Genomic DNA, 25,649 nt, shown 5'->3' with positions numbered 1-25,649 from the left:
ACACCCCCGAGTCATCCCGGAGGATGACCCGGATCCACCCCGGAACGGCACCCCAGAACGATCCGCGTACCCCGTCCAGCGGCCAGAGTGGATGGCATGAACCCCACGACTGACCTCACCGCGAGCGTGCCCGCCCCCTCCGGACCCCCCACCACCGCCTCCTCCGCCACCGCCCCCGGCCGGTCCGCCGGTGCCACCGCACCGTCGGAGGGGGCCGCCGCCCCGGCGGTGTCCGCCCGGGGGCTGGTGAAGACCTATGGCCGGGGCGAGGCCGCCGTGCGCGCGCTGGCCGGTGTGGACGTCGACTTCGCCGCCGGGGCCTTCACCGCGATCATGGGCCCGTCCGGCTCGGGCAAGTCGACCCTGATGCACTGCCTGGCCGGACTGGACACCGCCGACGCCGGCCGGATCGAACTGGGCGGCCAGCAGATCACCGGACTGAACGACACCGCCCTGACCCGGTTGCGCCGGGACCGGATCGGGTTCGTCTTCCAGGCCTTCAACCTCGTCCCCACCCTGACCGCCGAGCAGAACATCGTGCTGCCCCTGGATTTGGCCGGCACGCCGGTGGACCGGGCCTGGCTCGCCGAGGTCGTGGGGATCCTGGGCCTGGGCGACCGGCTCGGGCACAAGCCGCACGAGCTCTCCGGCGGCCAGCAGCAGCGCGTGGCCGTGGCCCGGGCCCTGCTCACCCGCCCGGACGTGGTGTTCGGTGACGAACCCACCGGCAACCTGGACTCCACCACCGGGGCCGAGGTGCTCTCCCTGCTGCGCCGCTCGGCCCGGGAGATGGGCCAGACCGTCATCATGGTCACCCACGACCCGGTCGCCGCCTCCTACGCCGACCGCGTGGTGCTGCTGGAGGACGGGCGGCTGGCCGGGCAGATCAGCGATCCGACCCCCGAGAACGTGCTGGCCGCCCTGGCGAAGCTGGGGGTGGCCTGAGCCATGCTCACCCTCGCCCTGTCCCAACTCCGGCACCAGCCCCGCCGGTACGTCTCGGTACTGCTGGCCATCATCATCGGCGTCACCTTCCTGGCCTCCGCCCTGCTGGTCGGCTCCTCCTCCACCGCCAGCCTGCGCAACTCCCTGGGCGCCACCTACTCCCGCGCCGACCTCGTCATCGCCCCCACCCCCGACGCCGGTTTCGAGACCCGGGAGGAGCTGGCCGGCGCGGCCGGCACGTCCGCGGAGCCGGGCCCGCTGCAGGACGTGGAGGGCGTCCAGGAGGCCTACGCGCACGTCGTCACGCCCGTGGGCGTCAAGCGCCCGGCGGATCGGCAGGGCGCGGGCACGTGGGGTCCGACCACGGACTACGCACAGGTGGCCAGCGTCCCGCAGGACCCGTCCCTGATCCCCGAGGACCTCGTGGTGGGCCGCTACCCGGCCGCCGGGTCGGCCTCCGAGGTCGTCCTGGACGAGCGCACCGCCCGGGACTTCGGGCTCGACGTCGGCTCCGGCACCTTCCTGATGTCCGGGACGGCGGCCGACGCCGCCGGTCGCAAGGTCACCGTGGTCGGGCTCTCCGAGGTCTCCCAGGACCCGAACGCCATCGGCGCCATCCAGGTCCGCGGCGACGAGGCCCTCACCGTTCAGCTCACGGCCGACTCCCTGGCCGCAGCCCTGCCCGATGACGCTGCCGGCGGGCTCAGCGCCGAGGAGCAGGCCGCTCAGGCGGAGATCGCCGAGGCCATGACCGCGCGGTACGCCGAGCACGTGCTGGTCCGCCTCGAGCCCGGGGCCGACCGCGACGCGGTCGCGGCCGCCCTGCAGGACACCGCCGACGCCGAGGGGCTGGCCGTCACCGTGGCCACCCCGGACGTGCAGGCGCAGCGGCAGATGGCGCAGATGACGGGCTCCGACGTCTTCGTCTGGGTACTGGGGGCATTCGCCGCCATCGCCCTGCTGGTCACCGCGCTGGTCATCGCCAACACCTTCTCGGTGCTCGTGGCCCAGCGGTCCCGGGACCTGGCCCTGCAACGCGCCCTCGGTGCCTCCCGGCGCCAGATCCGCGGCTCCGTGCTGGCCGAGGCCGGGATCGTGGGCCTGGCCGGGGGCGTGCTCGGCGTCGCCGTGGCCTGCGGCCTGGTCGCCGTGCTCGTCGCCTGGGGCGCCACCAACGAGGGCTTCGGCTTCCTGACCTTCGAGGCCACCTCCCGGGACCTCATCGTCTCGATCGCCGTGGGCGTGCTGCTGACCGTGATCGCCTCCTCCTCCGCCGCCGTCGCCGCCACCCGGGTCTCCCCGCTCGAGGCGATGCGCCCGAGGGAGGACGCCGCCCTGGGCAACCGGGCCGGCGTCGTCCGCCTGGTGGCCGGTGCCCTGCTGCTCGTGGCCGGCGCCGCGGGGCTGGTCTGGGGTGCCGCGAACGTCAACCTGGGGGTCGCCGTCGCCGGTGGGGCCGTGTCCTTCGTGGGCGTGCTGATGCTGGCGGTGCTGTTCGTCCCCGCCGTCGTGTCCGTGATGGGCCGGGCGGCCCGCCCGGCCGGGGTGCCCGGACGGATGGCCCGGCTCAACGCGGTGCGCAATCCCGGGCGGACCGCGGCCACCGCCTCCGCGCTGCTGATCGGCACCACCCTGGTCGCGATGATGCTGACCGGCGGCCGTACCGCGCAGGTGCAGATGGACACCATCTTCCGGGCCGAGTTCCCGGTCGACATGCAGGTCGGGCTGGCCGCCGACGGCGGTGCCGCCGAACGCGATCGGGTCGCCGCCCTGGACGGCGTGGACGCCGCGGCGCTGCTCGTGCCGACCGGCACCGCAGAGGTCGAGGGCGGCTCCACCGCCGTGTACGCCGCCGACTCCGCGCAGCTGCGCGAGGTCGTGGCCGGGCTGCCGGTCGGCGAGGCCGAGCGCCTGGGCGAGCCCGGCACCGTCCTGGTGCCGAACACCGTGGAGTCCGAGACCCTGACGGTCACCGGGCCGGAGGGCTCCCGGCAGTTCGACACCGTCCTGAGCGCCTCCTCCGCCCTGGTGCCGGTGATCTCCCTCGAGGACGCCCGGGCCCTGGGCCTGGACCCGGGGGCCGGTGCGGGGGCCGGTGCGGGGACGACCGCCACGGGCTCCGGGGAGGCGGAGACCGCCCCGCAGCTGTGGCTCCAGGCCGGGGACGGCATCGCCCTCGACGGGCTGCAGGAGCTGAACACGGCGGTGGCCCAGGCCGCCGGGGTATCCCAGGAACAGGTCAGCGGCGAACTGGCCATGCGGCTGCTGTTCACCGTGATCATCGACGGCATGCTCATGGTCGTCACCGCCCTGCTGGCCGTCTCGGTGCTCATCGCCCTGATCGGCGTGGCGAACACGCTGTCCCTGTCCGCCATCGAGCGCACCCGGGAGAACTCCCTGATGCGGGCCCTCGGCCTGACCCGCGGCGGGTTGCGCGGCATGCTCGCCCTGGAGGCGGTGCTGATCTCCGGGGTCGCGGCCCTCATCGGCAGCGCACTGGGCACCGTCTACGGCGGCTTCGGCGCCCACACGGTGTTCGGGGAGATGGCCGCCGGCATCGGCCAGTCGGTCGTCTGGCCGGCCGTGCCGTGGCCCGAACTCGGACTGATCGTGCTGGTCTCGGTGGCCGCCGGGCTGCTGGCCTCCGTGGCACCCTCGCGGCGGGCCACCCGGCTCTCCCCGGTGCAGGGGCTGGCCACGGCCTGATCCCGGCCACTGCGCACGATCGGAGTCGGCCCTGGGACCCGCGCGGTCCTAGGGTCGGCTCCATGAGCACCGGACCCGCAGGCCGACGCGATGTCCTCCGGGCTGGGCGGCCGGGCCCGCCGCGGGGTGACAGGAGATACGGCGCGGCCCACACTGGAGCGGTGAGGGACCAACGCCTCGAGCACGATGCCGCCGCCCGGCGTGCCATCAGCTTCATCACGGCACGGGCCGCGGAGCCGATCACGGTGGCGGACATGGCCGACGCCGCCGGTTACAGCCCGTTCCACTTCACCCGCCTGTTCGCGGACCGCGTCCGCGTCACCCCGAACCGGTTCCTGGCCGGGGTCCGGTTCCACCGCGCCAAGCAGCTGCTGCTGGCCGGGGACGACCCGGTCATCGACATCTGCCACGAGGTCGGCTTCTCCTCCCCCGGCACGTTCACCCGCCGGTTCCGCGAGGAGGTGGGCGTGGCACCGTCCGCCCTGCGCCAGCTGGCCGAGGACCTGTCCGTCTCGACACCGGCCCCGTTCACCCTCTACCCGGACGGCGTCACCGAGGCGGACCTCGCCGGGGGCCTGCCGGACCCGGCCACCGGCCTGCTCGGCACGGTGGACGGCACCGTCCACCTCCCGGCCGGGCTGCGCGGCGGCCCCGGACTGGCCGCCCTGGTCTGGATCGGCTTCTATCCCGCGCCCTCGCCCACCGGACTGCCCGTGACCGGCGTCCTGCGCCTCGGCGAGGGCTCGTTCCGGCTGCCCCTGCTGGCCTCGGCTCCCTGGCTGCTGGCCACGGCCGTGCCGGCCACTGCGGAGCCCCGGGACCACCTGGCCAGCCCTCGTCCCGCCGTGGGGATCCATCCCCGCCCGCTCGGCCGCACCGCCACCGTCCGGATCACCCTGGCCCCCGCCGCCCCGTGGCAGTTCCCCGTGCTCTCCGCCCTGCCGGCGCTCGTGCCCGCGCACCACCACTTCCTCAGGAGGACGTCATGACCGACCACGTGCCCACCGCCAACACCGACTCGATCGGCATCAGCCACGGTTCACCCGTCTGGGTGGACCTCACCGTCCCCGACCTCGCCGAGGTCAAGCCCTTCTACGAGATCATCTTCGGGTGGCGCTTCGATGACTACGGTGAGGAGTTCGGCCACTATCACATGATCACCAACGGTGGCGCCCACGTGGGCGGGGCGATGTCCCAGTCCGGGGACGGCTCGGGGCAGCCGGCCGCCTGGTCCGTCTACCTCAAGAGCGACGACATCACCCGGTCCCTGGCAGACACCGCGGCGGCCGGCGGGAACGTGCTGGTGCCGGCCATGCCGGTGGGTGACCTCGGCCAGATGGGCGTGGTCACCACGCCTGGGGGCGAGGTCCTGGGCATCTGGCAGAACGGGACGTTCGGGGGCTTCACGATGACCCGGACCGTGGGCTCGCCCGTGTGGTTCGAGGTGATGAGCCTCGACTTCGACGCGGACGCCGAGTACTACCGCTCCGTCTGGGGCTGGGAGCCGACGCTGCTGGCCATGGACGGGGCGGAGTCCGGGGCCCAGCGCGCCCGCTACGCGAACAACCGTCCCGGGGAGGCGGCCACGGCCGGGTTGTGCGAGGCCGATCCGTCCTGGTTCCCCGAGGGGACGCCGTCCTACTGGCGGGCGTACTTCATCGTGGAGAACGCGGACGAGGCCGCCCGGACGATCACCAGCCTCGGCGGCTCGGTCCTCGATGGTCCCATGGACACCCCGTTCGGCCGTCTCGCCACGGTGGCCGACCCCGCCGGGGCGACCTTCCAGATCGCCCAGATGACCGAGGAGGACCAGGCCCGCCGGTAGGGCCTCAACCGGCCTGGACGGTGGCGTCGTCCGCCACGGCTCAGAACGGCCGGCGGCGCAGGATCTCGGGGAACACGGCGGACAACAGGGGCGCCACCCCGCAGCCGTCGGGGGCGGCGGGTGCCTTCGGGTCCATCCAGGCCAGTTGCTCGATCTCCGCGTTGGGCTCGGGCACCTCGTTGCGGGCCAGCGGCCGCAGCAGCGCGAAGACTTCGGAGTGCAGGAGGCGCCCGTTCTCGTTGGCCGCGGGGGTGTCGAACCCGCCGAGGTACTCGAGGTCCTCGGCCGGCACGGTCAGGCCGGTCTCCTCGGCGAGTTCCCGGACGGCGGTCTGGAGCGGGGACTCCTCGTCGCGGTGCTTCCCGCCGGGGAACATGAACATCGTGGTGCCGGTCTTGCGGACGGTCAGGACCTGCCCGTCCGGCCGGTACAGGACCACGGCGGACACCAGGATCCGGTTCTCGGCCTCGACACCGCCCAGGGGATTGCTCACGGGACCATCTTCTCCCGTTCGCGGGGGAAACGGCGCAGATGACGGACCCTGGCGTGTTGGCGGTCCGGGCCGCTGCGGACCACGCGTCCGGGCATGGCGGCCGGGCGCGGGCCGGTCCTAGGGTGGGGACCGTGACCGACATCTGGCCCCTGATCCACGCCGAGCGCGCCGCCCTGGCCGATGACCTCGCCACCCTGACCGACGAGCAGTGGAAGCGGACCACGCTGGCCACGGAGTGGACGGTGGAGGAGGTCGTCGCGCACCTGTCCGCCGCGGCCACCACCGGCCGGTGGGCGTGGCTGAAGAGCATCATCGGGGCCGGCCTGAACCCTGCGGTGCACAACAACCGCAGCCTGGCCGAGCATCTGGGCGCCACCCCGGCCGGGACGCTGGAGAACTTCCGCCAGGTCATCGGTTCCACCACGGTCCCGACGAACAACCTGGCCGCCTGGCTGGGAGAGGTGGTCGTCCACGGCGAGGACATCCGGGAGCCGCTGGGCCTGCAGCGGGCCTATCCGCGGGAGGTGCTCGTGGTGCTGCTCGAGTTCTTCGAGTCCTCGAACTTCACGGTGCCCTCCAAGGCGCGCGCCCGGGGCCTGACCCTGGTCGCCACGGACCTGGGACGCTGGGTCGGGGCCGGCCCCGAGGTCCAGGGCACCGCCAGGGACCTGATCATGGCCATGGCCGGACGAGCGGTGCCGCTCGAGCGGTTCTCCGGGCCGGGCGCCCTCGACTTCGACGCCCGGGGCCAGCGCCCGTCCCAGAAACGCTGAACGTCCCCTCCCTCAGCCCAGGGCCAGCTTCGCGGCGATGGCCACCATCACCACGCCGACCACGAGGTCCACGCTCCGCCAGGTGCGGGGGGTGTCCAGCACGGGGGCCAGGGCCCGCACGCCCAGTCCCAGGGTGAGGAACCAGAGGGCGGAACCGGTCACGGCGCCGGCGGCGAAGACCCACTTGTCCGCCCCGTAGGAGTTGGCCAGTGTGCCGAGCATGACCACCGTGTCCAGGATGGCGTGCGGGTTGAGCATCGAGACGGACAGTGCCGTGAGGACCACGACGTGCACGGGGGTCGAGGCCCGCTCCCGAGCGCGGAGCCGAACCGCGAGCGCGGGCCTCGTGGCCACCGCGACGCCGGACGCGCCGCCCGCGCCGTCCTCGTCCCGGGGCCGGACCGCCGTGGCCTCCTTGTCCTCCGGTTCCCCGTCGACCCCCGCCGGGCCGGCGCCGGGCAGGGGCGGTTCCGTCCGGCGGGAGGCGAACGCCGAGCGGAACGAGCCGAAGGCGAACCAGAGCAGGTACGCCACCCCGGCCCAGGTCAGCACCTGCAGCACCCAGGGGGCGCGCTCGGCGACCACGCCGACCCCGGCGGTGCCGGCGAAGACCAGCACCAGGTCCCCGGCCAGGCAGACGGCCAGGGTGAGCATCAGCCGGTCCCGGCGGATCGCCTGGCGCATGATGAACAGGCTCTGGGCACCGATGGCCACGATGAGGGCGAGGCAGGTCAGCAGACCGGTCAGGAAGATCGTCACCCGGCCACGCTAGGGCGGCCGGCATCTTCCGTTCCACCTGCATATCCTTCAGGGTATTAAGCTTTCCTTCATGAACACCGAGCACCTGCGGGCCCTGGCCGCCGCCGTGGACGAGGGCACCTTCGACGCGGCCGCGGCGTCCCTGCGGATCTCCGGCTCGGCCTTCTCGCAGCGGATCCGCTCCCTGGAGAAGGACGTCGGACAGGTGCTGCTGACGCGCACCGTCCCGGTCGGCACGACGGCGGCCGGTGACCGGATGCTGCGCCTGGCCCGCCAGGTCGCGGTCCTGGAGGAGGAGGCCCGGCGCTCGCTCGGGCAGGGCACCGGAGGCCGGGCCGTGCTGTCCGTGGCGGTCAACGCGGATTCACTGGCCACGTGGTTCGTGGAGGTGCTGCAGCAGGCGGCGACCTGGGACGACGCCGTGCTGCAGCTGCACCTGGAGGACCAGGAGCACACGCACGAACTGCTGCGCCAGGGCACCGTGATCGCCGCGGTCACCGAGAGCCCGGCGCCGGTCTCCGGGTGCGTGACCATGGAACTGGGCACGATGGTCTACCACCCGGTGGCGGCGTCGTCCCTGCTGGACCGGTACCGCCGCCCGGACGGCTCGGTGGACTTCACGGCCGTGCCGGTGCAGGACTTCGGCAGCCGGGACAACCTGCAGCGATCCCGGCTGGCGGCCTGGCGCGAGGACCGCCCCGGGACCGGCGCCCTGCCGCCCCGTCACCAGGTCCCCACGGTCCACGGGTTCAACGCGGCGGTGGCGGCCGGCCTGGGCTGGGGCATGATCCCGGCCGGCCAGTTGCCCGAGGGCGTGCTGGAGGGCAGCCACCCGGACCTGGTGGTGATCCCCGAGCTCGAACAGGCCCGGGTGCCGTTGCACTGGCAGCGATGGTCCGCCGGGACCCCGGCGCTGGACCGGCTCACGGCCGCCGTCCAGCTGGCCGCGCGCAACATGACCTGATTCCCGCGGCCGGTGGTGTGGACTGGTGGTCCCGGCGACCGCCCCACCCAAAGGACCCGCATGACCTCGACAGCCCGCCCCGCCCCCGCCCACGTGCTCCTGCTGGGCTTCGGCGCCATCGGCCGGCAGGTGGCCCTGCAGCTGGCCCCGGAACGCGAGGCCGGCACCGTCCGGATGTGGGCGGCCGAGCGGGACGTGGCCGCCAGCCGGCACCGCGCCCTGCCCGGGGTCGAGCTCGTCACCACCGGAGCGGACCTGGACTGCCTGAACTGGTCCGACGTCCTCACCGGGGCGGACCTGGTGGTGGAGTGCGCCGGGGTCGCACCGGCCGGTGAGTACGGGCCGGACGTCATCGCCGCGGGGACCGACCTGGTCCTGACCAGCGTGGGCGCCCTCGCCGATCCGGACATCGCGCGGCGGTTGCTGGCCGGCCCCGGCCGGCTCTGGGTGACGTCCGGGGCGATCGGTGGTTTCGACGTCCTGGGGGCCGCCGCGGACGCCGGCGGGCTCGACCGGGTGCGCATCCGCACCACCAAGCTCCCCACCTCCCTGCTGCGCCCCTGGATGTCCCCGGCCGCCCGGGACGCGTTGGCCGCCCTGCGCCCCGGCGACGAACCGGTGACCGTGTTCTCCGGCGGCCCGGCGCAGGCCATCGAGCAGTTCCCGGCCAACGTCAACGTCGCGGTCGGCCTGGCCTGGGCCACGCGGGGCCGGCCGGCCGCCGGCGGGACCGAGACGGGCGGCACCGAGACGGGTGGGACGGTGCGGGGCGCGGACGAGGTGGCACTGCTGCGGCGCTCCCTGGACCGGGTCCGGGTGGAGCTGGTCGCCGATCCCGCCGTCGAGCGCAGCCGGCACGAGATCCTGGCCGAGGGACCGGCCGGCCGCTTCGAGCTCTCCTTCGAGTCCGCACCCAGTCCGGAGAACCCGAAGACCTCCGGCCTGACCGCGCTCTCCGTCGCCCGGACGATCCGCGAGGCCCTCGAGCGCCGCCTCCGGTGACCGGAAAGGGCAGGCAGGCCGGAGAGAGCGGTCAGGAGCCGGCGAGCATGTCCAGCACGAGGGGCTTGACCCTCGAGCCGTAGAGCTCGATCGAGCCCATCATGTACTCGTGCGGCAGCGAACCGTTGCCGTACTTCATGCCGAAGCGGCTCGCTCCGAGCGCCGTCACGCTGCGCGCGATCTTCCGCGCCACGGTCTCCGGGGAGCCCAGGTGCAGGGCCCCGTGCTCGATCTCCTGGCGGAACTGGATGGGGCTGGGGGCCGGCCAGCCCCGTTCGGCGCCGAGCTTGCGGATGGCCGCCTCCCAGTGGGGGTAGTACATCTCGGCGGCCCGTTCGTCCGTCTCGGCCACGAAACCGTGGGAGTGGACGGCCACGCGGCGGGCCTCGTGGCCGAACTCGTCGATCGAGCGGCGGTAGAGCTGGGCGAACGGGGCGAAGCGCTCGGGTGCACCGCCGATGATCGCCAGTTCCAGGCCCATCCCGTGCTTCGCCGCGCGCACCACCGAGGCCGGGGTGCCGCCCACCGCCACCCAGGTCGGCAGCCCGTGCTCGTGCGCCGTCGTCGGGAACACGGACTGGCGCTGCAGCGCGGCCCGGGTGGTGCCCTGCCACGTGACCGGACCCTCCGTGCGCAACTGCGCGAACAGGTCCAGCTTCTCCTCGAAGAGCCGCTCGTAGTCCTGCAGGTCGTAGCCGAACAGCGGGAAGGACTCGATGAAGGAGCCCCGGCCCAGGGAGACCTCGGCGCGACCGTCCGAGACGGCGTCGAGGGTGGCGAAGCGCTGGTAGACGCGCACCGGGTCGTCCGAGGAGAGCACGGTCACGGCGGAGATCAGCTTGAGGTGCCCGGTCTTCGAGGCGATCGCGGACAGCACCGTCTCGGGCGAGGAGACGGAGTAGTCCGGACGATGGTGCTCGCCGATGCCCAGCACGTCCACGCCGGACTGGTCCGCCAGGACGCCCTCGGCCACGAGGTTGCGCAACACCTCGGGGTGGTCCAGCGGCCGGCCGTCCAGGGAGTGTGTCACGTCCCCGAAGGTGTGCAGGCCGAACTCCAGCGTGCCCTCCGGCAGGGACCCGGCCCGTTCGGTGCCCGGGTTCGGGTGCGGGGCCGCGTGGGCGGCGGGACCCGCGGCGGGTGCGGGGCCGTCGTCGGGCCGGGCGGCGCGCGCCTGGGCGGGGTGGTTCGGCTCGGTCTCAGGGTGGGGATTCTCGGTCACGTCAGGCACAACGTGCGCGGCGACCGGATCATTCCTTCAGTTTTGAATCACTCGGTCCGGGTGTGGCCGGGAACCCACGGCCGCGGCGCCAGCGTGCGCCAGCGGATCAGAAGAACCCGGCGAAGCGTCCGACGATCGCCAGGATCACGAAGACCGCCACCAGGACGAGGACCAGGACGAGCCAGGCCTTGCCCTTGGCGCCCTCGCCCGGCTTCTCGACGTCCATGTCCGGGTTCGTGGGGCCCACCCCGGTGCCCTCGGCCGGCGGGGTGTCCCCCTCGATGCTGTGCCCCGTGCTCTCCCGCGTGGCCTTGGCGGCCTCGTCGCGGTCGTGCCGGGCGTCCTCGGAGCTGAGGTCTGCCATGCTGGCCTGCCTTCCACGGTGGGGTGTACGCATCCCGCGCACGCCCTCAGGCTAACAAGCCCTCGGCCCGCCGCGGACCGGGATCAGGCCGGACCGGCGGTGATCCCGTTGCTCAACCGGCGGTCGGCCGACTGGAGCAGTTCGAAGGCCAGCCGGGCCGCCTCCCGCGCCGGCTCCTGGGCCCACTGCGGGACCCGGGTCGCCGGGTCCAGACGGTCGAACGCCACGGTGCCGCCGACGCCCACGACGAATCCGAACCGGGCCGAGTGGGTCTCCACCGGCCCGTCGCCGAACAGGCAGACCAGCCCGGCGCCGCCCGTCGACGCGTCCACGAACACCTGGGTCGGGGTGAACCTCAACTGCGGGGTCAGCCCGGACTGCACCGCCCCGGCACCGCCGCTGCTCCAGCGCTGCCGGACCGTGACGTCCCAGCGTCCGCCGGGATCCGGGATGGTGTGGGGCTCACCGGCCGCGCGCAGCCGCAACTGGGCCAGGGCGAACCGTGCCCGATCGGTCCAGGCCTCGGGAAGCTCCGGCGGACCGGTCAGCTCCCAGTCCCGGATCAGCAGCCGGTGATGGAACACCGTGGGCCGGTACACCGTGCCGCGGACCGTGCTGCCGAGCCTGCTGCCGAGACTGGCGCTGAGGGACAACCGGGTCCCGAAACCGTCCGGGCTGTCATCCACCTCTTCCCAGTCGTGGCGGGTCACCGTCTCGGTGAGTTCGAGAATCGTGTCCATCTCCGTGCCCTGTCTCATGTCCGTACCCCGCTCCATCTCCATGCCCCGTTCCATCTCCGCGCCCGGTCGTCTCGTCTCGCCCGCGCACCACCGGTCCGCACCGGCCCCGAACCGCGGGGCGTCAGACGGGGCGGGGAGGTCCCGCCCGGGAAGCTGATACGCGTGATCGGAGCCTGGATTCGTCATCGGGTCTCCCTCTCTCCTGATCGGTCACCTGAGGTCCTGTGAACAGGACACCACCCCACCCTCGGTGCGCCCTATGCCGGTCCTGTGCCGAACCTGTGTCTGCGGAGCCGGCGTCCGGGGCCCCCGTTTCCGGATCTCCGCGCCCCGTGAGCGCGGACCATCGGTCTTCACAGGGGGAGTGCCGTGGACGCCATCCCTGCGTCACGCCCAGACTATGCCGCCACCCCGGCAGGGCACCACCCTGATTTCCGAAAACGGCGAGGTCAGGCGGCCTCCGGGCCCTCCGGCGACCCCGAGGCGGGCAGCGCCACGGTGAACACGGTCCGGCCGGGCGCGGAGTCCACGGTGGCCTCCCCGCCGTGCGCGTGGGCCACCGAGCGCACGATCGACAGTCCCAGGCCCGTGGAACCCTCCCGCGCGGCGCGGGCGGTATCCCCCCGCACGAAGCGGTCGAACAGCCCGGGCATCAGGTGCGGATCGATCCCGGGCCCGTCGTCCTGCACGGTCAGGCGCACGGTCCCGACGCCGTCCGCGGCCTCCTGCTGGAGACGCACCAGCACGGTGGTCCCCTCCGGCGTGTGCTTCCGGGCGTTGCCCAGCAGGTTGGCCACCAGCTGGGCGAGCTGCTGCCGGTCGCCCAGCACCGTCACGGGGTCCTCGGGGACGTCCACGGTCCAGTGGTGGTCCCGGCCGGCGGCCGAGGCGTCCATGACGGCGTCCATCACCAGTTCGCCCAGGTCGACCTCGCCGCGCCGGACCTCGCGCCCGGCGTCGAGCCGGGCCAGCAGCAGCAGGTCCTCGACGAGGGACCCCATCCGGTCCGACTGCTGCAGCACCCGTCCCAGCGCGTCCTGGCCCCGCTCGGTCAGGGGCTCGGTCAGCCGGATCATCTCGGCGTATCCGCGCACGGCGGCCAGCGGTGTGCGCAGCTCGTGCGAGGCGTCGGCCACGAAGGTGCGCAGACGCTGCTCGGAGCGGTTGCGCTGCTCGATGGCCACGTCCACGGAGCCGATCAACTGGTTCAGGGCGAACCCCACGTCCCCCACCTCGTTCCCGGGTTCGGCCAGCTCCCGGCGCACGCGGTAGGGCGCCAGCGAGACCTCCCCGGACCCCATCGGCACGTGGGCCACCTCCGCCGCGGCCTGGGACACCTCGCCGAGCGGGCGCAGCGATCGGCGGATCCACCACCAGCACAGCAGCCCGGCCAGCAGCAGGGCGGCCAGGGACCCGAGCACCTGCACCCGCGCCAGGTTCGCCTTCGTCTTGTCGATCGCCGCCGTGGGCACTCCGAGGACCGCGAAACCGTCGTCCCCGACGCTCTCCGCGTGCAGCAGGAACCGGCCGCGGTCCAGGTCCAGGATGCGGTTCACGCGGGGGTCCGGCACCCCGTCGGTCTGGCCGCCCAGTCTGGCCTCGTGCCTCTCCTGCTCCACCCTGGCCTCCTCGGTCAGCGCGGCCAGGGCCTCCACGTCACCCGCGGAGAGTTCCACCTCGTCCCAGTTGTCGTTCTCTGCCGAGGCCTGGACCACCCTGCCGTGGACGGTGACCACTGCGACCATCCCCGCCGCCGTGCCCGAGGCATCCAGCGGGTCGCGGCGGAAGTCCGGGGTCTCGTCGCTCGATCCGCGCGTGATGTAGGTGTAGGAGCGGTACCAGATCTGCGCCAGGTTCTGTTCCAGCTGGTTGTCCACGGCCTTGCCCGTCAGCGCCAGGGAGGCCACGGTGAAGGCGCTGAGGACCACGGCCAGCAGGGCCACCACGCCGGCCGCGGTCCGGACGGCCAGACTCGTCCGCCGCGGGGGCCGGGCACCCGCACGGTTCCGGACGCGATCGCCGGCCGAGGGGGGTGAGGCGCCCGGAGCCGGGGACGCCGGCGGCGCCGCCGGGTCCGGATCGGGGGACGGGCCGGGAGGCCCGCCGGACGACGAGGTCACCGCGGCGGCCTCAGACGGCCGGGCGAATGACATACCCGGCGCCCCGGACGGTGTGGATCATCGGTTCGCGGCCGGCGTCGATCTTCTTGCGCAGGTACGAGATGTAGAGCTCGACGATGTTGGCCTGCCCGCCGAAGTCGTACTGCCAGACCCGGTCCAGGATCTGCGCCTTGGACAGCACGGCCCGGGGATTCTCCATGAGGTACCGCAGCAGGTTGAACTGGGTGGCGGTCAGGTCCACCGGATCCCCGCCGCGCGTGACCTCATGGGTGCGGACGTTGAGCACCAGGTCCCCCACCACCAGCTCGTCCGAGTCCTGGGCGGCCACCCCGGAGCGCTGGACCAGCCGGTGCAGGCGGATCAACACCTCCTCCAGCGAGAACGGCTTGGTGACGTAGTCGTCCCCACCGGCGGCCAGGCCGCGGATGCGGTCGTCCACCGAGTCCCGGGCGGTGAGGAACAGCGCCGGCACGTCGGGACGGAAGGAGCGGATCCGGTCCAGCACCTGCAGACCGTCCAGCTCGGGCAGCATCCAGTCCAGGACCAGCACGTCCGGCTGGGCATTGCGGGCGGTCTCGACGGCGGCGTGTCCGGCATGCGCGACGTGCACCTCCCAGCCACACAGGGTCAGGCCCATGGACACCAGGTCCGCCAGCATCGGCTCGTCGTCCACGACGAGGGCGCGCAGGGCGCTGCCGTCCGGATGGGAGAGCTTCGGCAGGATCTCGTGCAGGGCCGCGAGGGAGGTCGGCGAACCGGTGGCGGCTGACGGGCCTGAGGCCGGGGAACCGGAGGACAGGCCAGGAAGTGACGAGTTCATGGTGCGCTCCTAGAGGCGGACGGGTGGAAGGACGGGGGTGCCCACGTCCTAGTCCAAACCCCTATCCTGTCAGGGGATTCTGTCCTACCTGTGCCCAGACTGTGAAGGGGTCGCGTCAACGCCGTCGCCGGCTGATCAGCGGTTGCGGGAGAACAGCATCACCGCACAGCCGGAGGCCAGGGCGGTGAGCAGGATCAGGGCGGCCGGCACGAGCGCCCAGAGGTCGCCCACGATGCCCAGGCCCACGGAGAACCCACCCATGCACAGGTAGGCGATCGCGAAGTACCGGCTCATCAGGGAACCGGCCCGTGCGGGGTGGTGGCGCACCAGTTCGCCCATCTCCTGCGTGGCGCTCAGGTAGGTGAACCCGTGCCCGACGCCGGCCCCCACCGAGGCGACCAGCGCCAGCCACACCTGCCCGGTCACCAGCATCGCGGCGAAGCCGGCGATCCCCAGGATCACGAAGACGTGACCGAGACGCCGGGCCGCGGGGTAGGCGATGTCCCTGGACAGGACCTGCACGAGGCCGGCCACCCCGAGGACGATGGCCACGATCCCGCCCAGGGCGGTCAGGCTGTCCACCTGAAGCGCCGCTCCGATCAGTCCCGGTCCGACGGACTGGTACAGCCCGATCATTGACCAGCTGGTCGCCGCCGTCAGGCTGATCATCAGGTGGCTGCGCGGCTGCGGGTCGGCGTTCCCCGGTTCGGCAGGCACCCTCCCGGCCGCCACCCCACCGGCCGTCGGCGTCCCCGTCCGGGCGGACGGATCGATGGCCGACTCGGCCACGCCGTCGGTCACCGGGGCCCGGTCGGCGGCCGTCGCGCTCCGGCCGGGGTCCTCGGCACCGGGACCCGGCGACGCCACTGGCGTGGCCCCGTGCACCCTCAGCAGCACCAGCACGGCCGCCATGGGGGCGGCCGTCCCACCGGTGGCGTCTGCCAGCAGACCTGCGGCCAGGGGACCCAGGCAGGCGCCGAGGATCGCGCTCAGGGTGACGAGCAGGGCGGTGAAGGGGCGGGGCCGGGGCGGAGCGGCCTGGTACAGGGCGGCGCTGCTGGCGGTCATGATCACGCCGAGGGCGAGTCCCTGGACGGCACGCCCCGCGATCAGCGCCCCCGGTCCCGCGGCCAGCGCGAGCGCCAGGGAGGCCGGCACGGAGACGGCCACGGCCCAGGTCATGAGCGTCCGCGGGGGCCATCGTCGCAACCCTCGCCCCGCCAGGATCAGTCCCGGGATGAGCCCGGCGACGTAGACGGCGTAGACGAGGGTCTGGACCGTGGCGGGGAACCCCATCTGCTCACGCCAGGCGGCGTACAGCACGGTGGGGGCGTTGACGGCGGAGAAGGCGAGGAGTGCGGTGAGGAAACCGGTGACCCGGGGCACGGGGCGCGTCTCGGTCACCCCCGCCCCTCTCTCCCGGCCGGCGGCCGGTCAGTCCCCGTTCAGTCGATCAGCCCGCCATGGTGATGTCATGGCGATCCACGCCGGCGCGAAGCGCGGCCGGCGCTCTCCTGATCGTACTGCGGCCGCTCAGGTGCCCTTGGCCGGATTGTCCGGATCGGCCGTCTGGTCCTCGTCGACCATGACGTACCGGTACCCCTCCTGGAAGGGCTTGGGCGGTGTCGTATGGCGCTGGATGGCGTCCGGGTCGCCGTCCACGTCCTCGCCGGCCGCCCGGCGGACGTTGGGCGGGGGTTCCTTGCCCTGCATCCGGTACGCCGTGGCGACACGCTGGGCCCGTTCCACCCGGAGCTGCTCGCGGGGGTTCAGTCCTGGCTGGCGGCTGGCCGGACCGTAGACGTCGTTCGCCGCGTGCCGGATCCGCCACAGGATCCGGTACCCCAAGGACAGGCCGGTGTTGTCCTTGACCAGGGGATGGATCTTCTCGTACTCATGCATGGCATGCCTCCCAGAGGTCAGCCGTTACGACGCAACGGCCGCGCCTCCAGTCTAGGTTGGGCCTACGGGAAGGAAAACGGCTGGCGACCCTGTGCCCGGCGAGGCCGCATCCACGGACGGTGGCGCTCCGGGGGAGGGATGGCGCCCCCGTCCTCACGCCAGCGACAGCGCGAAGGACAGGGCGAAGCCGGCCGTGGTGCTCACCGCCACCGCCGGGCCGCCGTGCTCGTAGGCCTCCGGCATCAGGGTGTCCGCGAGCGAGGCGATGACGGCCCCGGCGGCGAAGGCCAGGGGCAGGGAGATCGTCTCCGGGTCAGTGTTGGCCAGCGGTCCCGCACCGATCACGACGGCCACGACCAGCAGTGCGGCGCAGACCGTCCAGAGCAGGACGGCCCTGCCCCGGGGCATGCCCCGCTCCCGCATCGAGGCCGCCCCCACCAGGGACTCCGGGAGGTTGGAGACGAAGATGGCCGCGAGCAGGGCCATGCCGCCCGTGCCCTCCGAGAGCGAGACGCCCAGCGCCACGTTCTCCGGGACACCGTCGAGGGTCACGGCCGCCAGGAGGGCGAGCCCCGCCGCTCCGCTGGCGGAGGCCGCCGTGGGCGGCCTGTCCTGCGCCGCGGCATCCGTGTCCAGCTTGGCGCTGCCCTGCCGCAGCTCGGCGTCCTCGGACGAGGGACCGGGTTGCGCCCAGCGGTCGAGCAGCGCGCTCAGGACCGTGAACACCACCGCACCGACGAACAGGCCGATGACCGCTCGCCAGATGCCCCCGCGCTCGTAGGCATCCTCGAACAGCTCAAAGGTCAGTGCGGTGATCAGGGCGCCGGCGGCGAAGGAGAGCAGGATGGCCAGGACGCGCTTGGGCAGGTCGAAGCGCACGCCGATCAGCGCGCCGATGATGAGCGCGCTGGAGGCGATGACGCCGAAGACCAGGGACTCGGCCACGGCTCGACCGGACTCAGGTGCCCTGGACGGGAGGGGTGCCGAGGGCGTACCGGTCCACCCTGCGGTGGTAGCGCATCCCGACGAGTCCGCCCAGGACCGCTCCGACCAGGGCGAGCACGGCGGCGACGACCACGGCGATGATGCCGCCGGCAGTCAGGCTTGCCGGGTCGACGGGCACACCCGCCAGGCCGCTGAACTGGCCGAACATGTCGAACTGGCTGCCGGCCACCAGGCCCACGAGCGCCAGGATGACGGCGATGACGATCGCCCACAGCCACACGGCCAGGCCCTGTTTGGCCCCGTCGAAACGGGCCATCCTCCCGGCCACGTAGCCGCCGCAGAAGTACGAGATGAACACGATCAGCGCCAGCACGATCGCACTCACGAGACCCACCGTCGTCGCGGTCTCCGTGGCCTGCTCTGCAACCTGGTTGGGATCGGTCTCGGCGGTCAGCCCGACCCCGATCCCGAGGGCCGACAACAGCGCGGTGAGCAACACCGCCATACCGGTGGCCGCCAGCCATCCGAAGAAGGCCACGCCGAACTTGATCCCCCCGAACTTCTGCTTCTCCGTGGGGACGGCCTCATCGTGGCGGTCAGGGGGCGTGGTGGATCCGGACGGTGTCTGCTCGCTCATGACGGTCTGCTCCTCAGGTGTCGTACGAACCAGTCTCGGGCCAGCCGGGCGGCCTGCTCGAGCGTGCCGCGCTCCGGGAACAGGTGGGTGGCGCCCTCCACCACCTCCAGCCGGTTCTCACAGTGCAGTTGCGTCTGGGCACGGGCATTGAGCTCCAGCACCTGGTGGTCCAGGCTGCCCACGATCAGCAGCGTGGGCGCCGTGACCTGCTCGAGCCGCGGCGCCGCCAGGTCCGGCCGCCCGCCCCGCGAGACGACGGCGCCCACCCGCGTCCCGGGTTCGGCCGCCGCCCACAGCGCGGCACCGGCACCGGTGCTGGCCCCGAAGAACCCGACCGGGGAGGATCTGGCCTCCGGGTGCTGGTGCACCCAGGCCTCGGCCAGGGTCAGGCGCTGGGCGAGCAGGGGGATGTCGAAGACGTTCTGGCGGTCCCCTGCCTCCTCCTCCGTGAGCAGGTCCAGCAGCAGGGTTCCCAGGCCGGCCTCCTGCAGCACGGAGGCGACGTACCGGTTGCGCGTGCTGTGCCGGCTGCTGCCGCTGCCGTGGGCGAAGATGACCACGGGGGCGTTCGGGGCCGTCAGGTGCAGGCGACCTGCGAGCCCGGCGTGCGCGGCCGGGATCAGCACGTCCCGGCCCGCGTCCATCCTGTCCGGGGTTTCCGTCATCGCTGCCGACCCTTCCCGTGGGGGCGCCGGGCGGCCGGGTCCCCGAGGGACCGGCGGCTCTCCGCCCGGTGACTGTCCACGGTCAGCGTAGGACTCCCGGCCCGGCGCCGGGTAGGGGCGGGCAGCGGCCCGTCAGGCCGGTGGTGCGGTTCAGGCCGGCTTGGTCGCCCAGTGGATCGCGATCGTTCCGAACAGGTGGGTCTCGTGGCCCACGTCCACGAAGCCGGCGTCCTCGAGCAGGTCCTGGATCTGGGCCGGGGTCTTGAAGCCGCGGGTGGTGGCGGAGAGGTACTCGTAGGCGGATGAGTCGCCGGTGATCAGCCGGGACAACCGGGGCACCACGTGCTTGATGTACGCGGTGGAGAAGGGCCTGATGATGTTCTCCGGTGCCGGGGAGGTCTCCAGGGCCACCATCCTCCCGCCGGGCCGCAGCACCCGGAACTGCTCCGCCAGCGTGGTGGGGATGTCGGCCACGTTGCGCAGCAGGTACCCGTGGGTGACGGCGTCGAAGGACGCATCCTCGAACGGCAGGTCCATGGCGTCCGCCTCGACCCAGGTGATCTGGTCACCACCGGGCCGGGCCTTGCCGACCTCCATCATCTCGGGGGCGAAGTCCGCCCCGGTGATCCGGGCCCCGTAGTGGGAGCGCAGCACCTCCAGGGCGATGTCCCCGGTGCCGGTGGCCAGGTCCAGCACGACGGGCGCCTCCGGCAGCTCGGCCCGTTCCACGGTGCGGCGCACGAACCGCGGCTCCTGACCCCAGGTCATGACGAGGTTCATCAGGTCGTAGCGGCCGGCGATGCCGTCGAACATGGAGGAGACCTGGGCGCCGTGGTCATCGCGGGCGGGATGCTGGGTGTTCACCCGCTCCACGCTAGTCGCTCCGGCCCGCGCGCACCGCACGCACGCCGGCCCCGGTCCCTCGCGGCGCGGGTGTGGCCAGTGACCACGCCGGCCCCGGAAGAGGAATGCGACCGGCGCGGTCACTGGGCACGTCCACCATGGACCCGACCACGTGGGCGAAGCCCCGCACGGCTTCTTGCACCACGTGGTTAGGCTAGGCTAACCTCCGGGAAATAGGCAATAGCGATGTTGGCAAATGACCTGACCTGGTCTCCGGCACCGTCCTCGCCCGCCGGTTCCACACCGTTGCCGGTCCGTCCGCAGGCCCTCCTGTGACTCTCGAAAGGCCACCCGACGTGTCCTCTTCCCCCACCTCGCCCGTCTCCCCGCGCGCCGGAACCACCCGGCGCCGCGCCCTGGTCCTCGGTTCCCTCGCCCTCGGCGCCACCCTGCTCGCCGGCTGCTCCACCGGCCCGGCGGGGGGTTCGTCCGAGCCGACCTCGCCCGCCGCCACGGCCGCCGATGCCGGCAGCGCCGACGCGGCCTTCCCCCGCACCATCGAGCACGCCTTCGGTGAGACCGAGATCCCGGCCCAGCCCGAGCGCGTGGCCACCGTCTCCTGGGTGAACCAGGACATCTCGCTGGCCCTGGGTGTGGTGCCGGTGGGCGTGGCCGCGACGGAGTACGGCGGCAACGAGAACAAGTCCACGGACTGGTTCGACGCCAAGCTGGAGGAGCTCGGCGCCGAGGCTCCCGAGCAGTACTCGGAGTCGGACGGGATCGACTACGAGGCGATCGCGGCCACCGAACCGGACGTGATCCTGGCGACCTACTCCGGCATCGACCAGGAGCAGTACGACAAGCTCTCCGAGATCGCCCCGGTCGTGGCCTATCCCAAGGGCACCGCGGCCTTCGGCACCCCCTGGCAGGACTCCACCCGGATCATCGGCGAGGCCCTGGGCAAGGACGCCGAGGCCGAGCAGGTCGTGGCCGACGTGGAGGGACAGCTGGCTGCCGCCGCCGAGGACCACCCGGAACTGGCCGGCACCACCTTCCTCTACGGCACCGTGGACCCGGCCGCCGCGGACCAGGTCTACCTGTTCACCGCCACGGACAACCGCCCGAAGTTCCTCTCCGCGCTCGGCATGGACCTGGCACCGGTGGTCGCCGAGGACGAGGCCGCCCAGGAGGCGTTCTACATCACCTGGTCCCCGGAGCGGGCGGACGAACTCGACTCGGACATCTTCGTCTCCTCCGCCGCGGACGAGTCCGTGGGCCAGGCCATCGCCGACGACCCGCTGCTGGGTTCGATCCCGGCGGTCCAGGACGGGACCCTGGTCCTGCAGACCGACGAGCAGGAGGTCCTGTCCATCTCGGCGTCCTCCCCGCTGTCCATCCCGTGGGCGCTGGAGAACGCCCTGCCGAAGATCACCGAGGCCGCGCAGAAGGCGGGCGGCTCCCCTGAGTAGCCACCCCCCGTCCCGTCGGGGCGCGGCATGAGCGCCGGCCGGCCCTCCCCCGCCCCGGCCGGGGTGTCGCGACCCCCTGCACCCCGCCCGGCACGACGGCGGCCGGTCACCTTCCTGGTGGCCCCCGCCGTCGTGCTGGTGCTGGCGTGCCTGGCCGCCCTGGCCCTCGGGGCCCGCTCCGTGGACCCCTCCACCACGGTGGACACCCTGGCCGGCCTCCTCACGGGGGCCGGCACCGCCCCCGGGGACATCGACGCGGCCGCCGTGCTCTCCCGCATCCCGCGCACCGTGACCGCGATCCTGGTCGGCGCCGCCCTGGCCGTCTCCGGGGTGGCCCTGCAGGGAGCCACCCGCAACCCGCTGGGCGACCCGGGCCTGCTGGGCCTGACGGCCGGCGCCTCGCTGGCCGTGGCCCTCGGGCTCGGGGCGGGGTTGCCGTCCGGGCTGGGGACCGCCGTGGTCCTGGCGATCCTCGGGACGGTGCTGGCCGCCGTCGTGGTCTACGCCGTGGCCTCCGCGGCCTCCCGGCTGGGCGCCGGCACCGGTGCCGCCCCCGGCCCGCTGTCCCTGGTGCTGGCCGGGGCGGCCGTCACGGCCGGTTGCACCGCGGCCACGAGCGCCCTGCTGATCCTCTCCCCCGCCGTCCTGGAGCGCTTCCGGTTCTGGACGGTCGGCTCGGTGGCGCGGACCTCCCTGGAGGACGCGGCGTGGCTGGCCCCGGTCGTCGTGGTCGGCATCCTCATGGTCCTCGTGGCCGCTCCCGGTCTCGACGCCCTGGCCCTCGGCGACGAGCTCGCCCACGGGCTGGGCTCCCGTCCCGAGCGGCTGCGGATGACGCTGCTGGGCGCGACCGTCCTGCTGACCGCCGCGGCCACCGCCCTGGCCGGGCCCGTGGTGTTCGTGGGCCTGCTCGTCCCGCACGCCCTGCGCCGGTTCCGCCCGGCCTCCACCCGCGTGCTCGTGGTCGGCTGTGCCCTGTGGGGCGCCGTCCTGCTCGTGACGGCCGACCTGGCCGGCCGGGTGGTCATCGCCCCGCAGGAGATCCACGTGGGCGTGACCACCGTGCTGATCGGGGTGCCCGTGCTCCTGGTGCTGCTGCGCCGCAGGGCGGTGTCCCTGTGAGCGCCCCGACGGGTGAGGCCACCCGGGCCGCGGCCGGGCGGCCGGGCTCCTCCGCGGCCCCGGACGCGCTGGCCGCCGTGCGCGCCCTGCAGTCCGGGTCCCGGCGCCGGCTCGTGACCGTCACGCTGGCCCTGGCCGTCGCGCTGGTGCTGGGGATGGGCGTGCGCGTGCTGCTCGGCGGGTACACCGTCACCATCCCCGACTTCCTCGCGATCCTGGGCGGTGAGACCATTCCCGGGGCCTCGTTCATCGTGCTGCAGGAGAAGCTGCCGCGGGCCGTGGCCGGCGCCCTGGCCGGGGCCGGGTTCGGCGCCGCCGGCGCCCTGTTCCGCCGGACCCTGCGCAACCCGCTGGCGAGCCCGGACATCCTGGGGGTGACCCAGGGGGCCGCCGTGGCCGCCGTCGGGATGCTGGCGTTCGGCCCGGGGTCCGGCAGCGGGGCCGGCATGGCGGTGGCAGCCCTGGTCGGCGGGCTGGCCGCGACCGCGGTGGTGCTGGGCTTCTCGACCGCCGGGCGCTCCGGCGGGCGCCTGGGCGGGGGCACCTCCGCCGGGTCCGGTGGACTCGCCGGCGCGCTGGGCGGGACGACGTTCATCGTGGCCGGCATCGCCGTGGCCACGCTGTGCCAGGCCGTGCTGTCCGGGGTGATGCTGTCCCTGAACCAGCACGACCTGCAGTCCGCGGCCATCTGGACGGCGGGCTCGCTGAACGCCGTGACGTGGGAGCGGATCGTGGTGCTGGCCGTGCTGCTGGTCGTCCTGCTGCCGGCCGGGGGGATGCTGCACGCCCGGCTGGCCCCGGCGGACCTGGGCGGGGAACTGGCCCACGGGCTCGGGTCCCGGCCCGGGCGGACCGGACTGGGGGCGCTGACGGTGGGCGCGCTGCTGGCCGCGGCGGCCACCGCCGCCACGGGCCCGCTGGCCTTCGTGGCCCTGCTGTCCACCCCCGTGGCCCGCGGGCTGACCGGCGGGCGCCCGTCCCTGCCGGCCGCCGCCCTGTGCGGCGCGGTGATCGTGGTGGCCGCGGACTTCCTGGCCGCCGAGGCCTTCGGCGGGGCCCGGCTGCCGACGGGTGTGCTGACCGGAGCGGCCGGTGCGCCGCTGATGCTGTGGCTGCTGGTGCGGTCCGGACGGAGGAGCTGAATGGACACGGAGTCAGGAGCGCGTGCGGTGCCGGAGGCCACGGACGGGACCACGGCGGGCCCGCCCTCACCGGGAGGTCCCCCACCCGCGATCCGCCTGCGCGGGGTGACCCTGGGCTACGGCGACCGCGTGGTGGTCGGCCCCGGGCAGGCCCTGGACCTGGACCTGCCGACCGGGCAGACCACGGCCATCATCGGCGCCAACGGTTGCGGCAAGTCGACCCTGCTGCGCGGACTGACCCGCCAGCTGCCGCGGCTGACCGGCACCCTCGAGGTGCTCGGCCGGTCCGCGGAGCACTGGCCCGCGCGCAGCTACGCGCGCACCGTGGCCCTGCTGCCCCAGTCCCCGGTGGCCCCGGACGGGATGACCGTCGAACAGCTGGTGGACCGCGGGCGGCACCCGCACCGCGGCTGGTTCGGCGCCCGGACGTCCACCGACACCGAGGCGATCGCCCGGGCCCTGGAGCTGGCCGACCTCGTGGAGCTGGCCGGGACGGACGTCTCGGAGCTCTCCGGCGGGCAGCGGCAGCGCGCCTGGCTGGCCCTGGTCCTGGCCCAGCAGACCCCCGTGGTGCTGCTGGATGAGCCGACGAGCTACCTGGACCTGTCCCACCAGGTCGAGCTGATGGACCTCGTCCGCTCCCTGCCGGACCCCACGGTGGCCGGGCAGCGGGCCACCGTGGTCGCGGTGCTGCACGAACTGAACCTGGCCTCCCGCAGCGCCGACCACGTCGTGGCGATGGCCCACGGCCAGGTCGTGGCGGCGGGCCCACCGGGGCAGGTCCTGACCCCCGCCCTGCTGGAGGAGGTCTACGGACTGGACGCCGACGTCGTGCCCGATCCGCTGCTGGGCCACCCCGTGGTGCTGCCGCGCACCCCGGCCGACCGGTTGGGGGCCTGACCCCCGGCCGGGACCAGGAGGCCGAGGAGGGCGATTCCCGACGCCGCCCAGAAGGCCGCCGGCAGACCGGCCTGGTCGGCCAGGACCCCGAGCAGCGGGGCGGCACCGCCCTGCCCGAGGGCGAGGAACAGGAACGCCAGCCCGACGCCCCGCGCCGGTTCGCGCCCGAAGACCTGGGCGCCCCACAGGAGCAGGACACCCGTCAGGACGATGTAGACGCCGCCGAAGGCCTCGTGGGCGAGGAGGGCGACGACCGGGTCCTGCGGGGCGGCGGCGAGGACGGCCGTGGCGGCGCCCAGGGCCACCAGGGAGCACGCCCAGACGGTGCGCAGTCCGAAGCGCTGCGTGGCATCACCCGTGACCGCCCCCAGCAGCCCGCAGGCCCCGAGGACGATCCACGCGAGCGTGGCGAACGCCTGGCCGTGGCCGCCGTCGCTCGTCAACAGGTCCGGCCCGAAGGTCCAGGTGGCGGCACTCGAGCCCCCCACCACCGCAGCCGCCAGGAGAAGGTGTGCGGCGCCCGCGGGTGGTCGCCCGCCTCCCGGCGGCGCCCGCCGCGGCACCGGGACCCCCGCGGGGGGCCGGACGGGACCGCCACGGCGGCCCATGCGGTGACCAGGGCCGCCGCCCCCGCGAAGACCCACCAGGCGACCCGCCAGTGCTCGCCCGCCAGCAGGGCGACCGGGCCGGAGACGAGCACGCCCAGTCCCGTGCCGGCGTTCACGACCGTCTGCAGGCGGTTGCGCGCCCCGGGGTGGACCCGCCGGGCGATGGCGTGGGCCAGCGGAGGCGAGGCGAGACCGGTACTGGCTCCGGCGAGCAGCACGCCCGCGACGAGGAGCACGACCCCCGGCGTCAGGGCGATCAGGGCGGTGCCGAGCGTGGCCAGCACGCCGGCGAGGACGGCCGTTCGCCGGGCACCCCACCACGGCGTGGCCAGTGTGGCGGTGAGGATGCCCGCGCAGTAGGCGACGTAACTGCCCGAGGCGATCACCCCCGTTGCGGAGGCGTCCAGGGCGAAGCTCTCCCGGAAGGCCGGCACGAACAGGCCGTAGGCGAACCGGGCCAGACCGTAACAGACGGCGATGAGGCTCATCCCGGCCGCGGCCAGTGCCAGGGCACGGGTGGGCGAGAGCAGGGAGGGGCCGACGCCGGACCGGGGCTTCAGGGTGTGGGAGCTCATGTGGAGTCCTCGCCTGGTCGGAGGGGTGAGGGACCGTGGTGGCGAGCCCCCGTGTTGTTCACAGATCGGTGAAGGTGTCACGACACTAGGTATACTGATCGGTGAAGT

The 25,649-nt window shown here is 73.8% G+C and carries 26 protein-coding genes; 11 read left to right on the top strand and 15 right to left on the bottom strand.

Annotation, left to right across the window (positions count from 1 at the left end):
- Positions 1-96: 96 nt before the first annotated feature.
- From Q0283_RS05385 to Q0283_RS05370, 4 genes are all read left to right on the top strand, one after another.
- On the top strand, positions 97-945 hold the full coding sequence (locus tag Q0283_RS05385; RefSeq protein WP_298043529.1) for an ABC transporter ATP-binding protein: 849 nt from the start codon (positions 97-99) through the stop codon (positions 943-945).
- Positions 946-948: 3 nt separating this feature from the next.
- Positions 949-3,651, top strand: a complete 2,703-nt coding sequence (locus Q0283_RS05380) for an ABC transporter permease (RefSeq protein WP_298043527.1) — start codon at positions 949-951, stop codon at positions 3,649-3,651.
- A gap of 161 nt (positions 3,652-3,812) precedes the next feature.
- Complete coding sequence (locus tag Q0283_RS05375) at positions 3,813-4,640, top strand: helix-turn-helix transcriptional regulator (protein ID WP_298043525.1); 828 nt, start codon at positions 3,813-3,815, stop codon at positions 4,638-4,640.
- Entirely contained in the window at positions 4,637-5,476 is an 840-nt protein-coding gene (locus Q0283_RS05370) for a VOC family protein (RefSeq protein WP_298043523.1), read from the top strand. Before Q0283_RS05375 ends, Q0283_RS05370 begins: the two co-directional genes overlap by 4 nt.
- 40 nt (positions 5,477-5,516) lie before the next feature.
- Here Q0283_RS05370 and Q0283_RS05365 read toward each other — a convergent pair whose 3' ends face one another.
- The gene (locus Q0283_RS05365) at positions 5,517-5,969 is read right to left on the bottom strand and encodes an NUDIX domain-containing protein (RefSeq protein ID WP_183529686.1); all 453 of its coding nucleotides are present in this window, start codon (positions 5,967-5,969) and stop codon (positions 5,517-5,519) included.
- Positions 5,970-6,100: 131 nt separating this feature from the next.
- Here Q0283_RS05365 and Q0283_RS05360 point away from each other — a divergent pair, with 131 nt between their 5' ends.
- Positions 6,101-6,742: a maleylpyruvate isomerase family mycothiol-dependent enzyme gene (locus Q0283_RS05360; protein WP_298043520.1), complete on the top strand. Its 642-nt coding sequence runs from the start codon at positions 6,101-6,103 to the stop codon at positions 6,740-6,742.
- A 12-nt stretch (positions 6,743-6,754) separates the two neighbouring features.
- On the opposite strand, the gene Q0283_RS05355 is transcribed toward Q0283_RS05360, so the two are convergent.
- A complete protein-coding gene (locus Q0283_RS05355; RefSeq protein ID WP_298043518.1) occupies positions 6,755-7,501 on the bottom strand; it encodes a LysE/ArgO family amino acid transporter in 747 nt (248 codons plus the stop codon).
- Positions 7,502-7,571: 70 nt separating this feature from the next.
- Between Q0283_RS05355 and Q0283_RS05350 the strand changes: the two genes are divergently transcribed.
- Both Q0283_RS05350 and Q0283_RS05345 read left to right on the top strand, forming a co-directional pair.
- On the top strand, positions 7,572-8,465 hold the full coding sequence (locus Q0283_RS05350; protein ID WP_183529692.1) for an ArgP/LysG family DNA-binding transcriptional regulator: 894 nt from the start codon (positions 7,572-7,574) through the stop codon (positions 8,463-8,465).
- Positions 8,466-8,525: 60 nt separating this feature from the next.
- A complete protein-coding gene (locus Q0283_RS05345) occupies positions 8,526-9,467 on the top strand; it encodes an aspartate dehydrogenase domain-containing protein (protein ID WP_298043515.1) in 942 nt (313 codons plus the stop codon).
- A gap of 31 nt (positions 9,468-9,498) precedes the next feature.
- On the opposite strand, the gene Q0283_RS05340 is transcribed toward Q0283_RS05345, so the two are convergent.
- The 11 genes from Q0283_RS05340 to Q0283_RS05290 form a co-directional block, all read right to left on the bottom strand.
- Complete coding sequence (locus tag Q0283_RS05340; protein ID WP_183529793.1) at positions 9,499-10,527, bottom strand: LLM class flavin-dependent oxidoreductase; 1,029 nt, start codon at positions 10,525-10,527, stop codon at positions 9,499-9,501.
- A 268-nt stretch (positions 10,528-10,795) separates the two neighbouring features.
- Positions 10,796-11,053 carry a DUF6480 family protein gene (locus tag Q0283_RS05335; RefSeq protein WP_010144004.1) on the bottom strand — a complete coding sequence of 86 codons (258 nt, stop codon included), beginning with the start codon at positions 11,051-11,053 and terminating at the stop codon, positions 10,796-10,798.
- 83 nt (positions 11,054-11,136) lie between these two features.
- On the bottom strand, positions 11,137-11,811 hold the full coding sequence (locus tag Q0283_RS05330; RefSeq protein ID WP_298043512.1) for a hypothetical protein: 675 nt from the start codon (positions 11,809-11,811) through the stop codon (positions 11,137-11,139).
- Positions 11,812-12,242: 431 nt separating this feature from the next.
- Positions 12,243-13,739 (bottom strand): cell wall metabolism sensor histidine kinase WalK, encoded by a 1,497-nt coding sequence (locus Q0283_RS05325; RefSeq protein ID WP_183529698.1) that lies wholly within the window; start codon positions 13,737-13,739, stop codon positions 12,243-12,245.
- Positions 13,740-13,923: 184 nt separating this feature from the next.
- Positions 13,924-14,733 (bottom strand): response regulator transcription factor, encoded by an 810-nt coding sequence (locus Q0283_RS05320; protein ID WP_298043509.1) that lies wholly within the window; start codon positions 14,731-14,733, stop codon positions 13,924-13,926.
- 135 nt (positions 14,734-14,868) lie between these two features.
- Positions 14,869-16,137, bottom strand: coding sequence for an MFS transporter (locus Q0283_RS05315; RefSeq protein WP_298043507.1), 1,269 nt, complete (start codon positions 16,135-16,137; stop codon positions 14,869-14,871).
- Positions 16,138-16,266: 129 nt separating this feature from the next.
- Positions 16,267-16,635 carry a hypothetical protein gene (locus tag Q0283_RS05310; protein ID WP_183529711.1) on the bottom strand — a complete coding sequence of 123 codons (369 nt, stop codon included), beginning with the start codon at positions 16,633-16,635 and terminating at the stop codon, positions 16,267-16,269.
- 153 nt (positions 16,636-16,788) lie between these two features.
- Positions 16,789-17,580, bottom strand: a complete 792-nt coding sequence (locus Q0283_RS05305) for a ZIP family metal transporter (protein WP_298043504.1) — start codon at positions 17,578-17,580, stop codon at positions 16,789-16,791.
- Positions 17,581-17,593: 13 nt separating this feature from the next.
- Entirely contained in the window at positions 17,594-18,217 is a 624-nt protein-coding gene (locus Q0283_RS05300) for a hypothetical protein (protein WP_183529715.1), read from the bottom strand.
- On the bottom strand, positions 18,214-18,882 hold the full coding sequence (locus tag Q0283_RS05295) for a dienelactone hydrolase family protein (RefSeq protein ID WP_298043502.1): 669 nt from the start codon (positions 18,880-18,882) through the stop codon (positions 18,214-18,216). Before Q0283_RS05295 ends, Q0283_RS05300 begins: the two co-directional genes overlap by 4 nt.
- Before the next feature lie 150 nt (positions 18,883-19,032).
- The gene (locus tag Q0283_RS05290) at positions 19,033-19,746 is read right to left on the bottom strand and encodes a ubiquinone/menaquinone biosynthesis methyltransferase (RefSeq protein WP_298043500.1); all 714 of its coding nucleotides are present in this window, start codon (positions 19,744-19,746) and stop codon (positions 19,033-19,035) included.
- A gap of 335 nt (positions 19,747-20,081) precedes the next feature.
- Here Q0283_RS05290 and Q0283_RS05285 point away from each other — a divergent pair, with 335 nt between their 5' ends.
- From Q0283_RS05285 to Q0283_RS05270, 4 genes are all read left to right on the top strand, one after another.
- A complete protein-coding gene (locus tag Q0283_RS05285) occupies positions 20,082-21,194 on the top strand; it encodes an iron-siderophore ABC transporter substrate-binding protein (RefSeq protein WP_298043498.1) in 1,113 nt (370 codons plus the stop codon).
- Positions 21,195-21,311: 117 nt separating this feature from the next.
- Entirely contained in the window at positions 21,312-22,316 is a 1,005-nt protein-coding gene (locus tag Q0283_RS05280) for an iron ABC transporter permease (RefSeq protein WP_298043496.1), read from the top strand.
- On the top strand, positions 22,313-23,458 hold the full coding sequence (locus Q0283_RS05275) for an iron chelate uptake ABC transporter family permease subunit (protein WP_298043494.1): 1,146 nt from the start codon (positions 22,313-22,315) through the stop codon (positions 23,456-23,458). The genes Q0283_RS05280 and Q0283_RS05275 overlap by 4 nt, the downstream gene beginning before the upstream one ends.
- Positions 23,459-24,358 carry an ABC transporter ATP-binding protein gene (locus Q0283_RS05270; protein WP_298043492.1) on the top strand — a complete coding sequence of 300 codons (900 nt, stop codon included), beginning with the start codon at positions 23,459-23,461 and terminating at the stop codon, positions 24,356-24,358. It abuts the gene before it with no gap.
- Here Q0283_RS05270 and Q0283_RS05265 read toward each other — a convergent pair.
- Positions 24,268-24,801 (bottom strand): hypothetical protein, encoded by a 534-nt coding sequence (locus Q0283_RS05265; RefSeq protein WP_298043490.1) that lies wholly within the window; start codon positions 24,799-24,801, stop codon positions 24,268-24,270. The genes Q0283_RS05270 and Q0283_RS05265 overlap by 91 nt on opposite strands.
- On the bottom strand, positions 24,798-25,541 hold the full coding sequence (locus tag Q0283_RS05260; RefSeq protein WP_298043488.1) for an MFS transporter: 744 nt from the start codon (positions 25,539-25,541) through the stop codon (positions 24,798-24,800). Before Q0283_RS05260 ends, Q0283_RS05265 begins: the two co-directional genes overlap by 4 nt.
- Positions 25,542-25,649: the final 108 nt, after the last annotated feature.

This window comes from uncultured Citricoccus sp. (genome assembly GCF_937871995.1).
In the GTDB taxonomy this organism is placed as follows: Bacteria; Actinomycetota; Actinomycetes; order Actinomycetales; family Micrococcaceae; genus Citricoccus.
The sequence above is the reverse complement of the archived record's forward strand: the minus strand, read 5'-3'. Positions and strand labels throughout refer to the sequence as shown.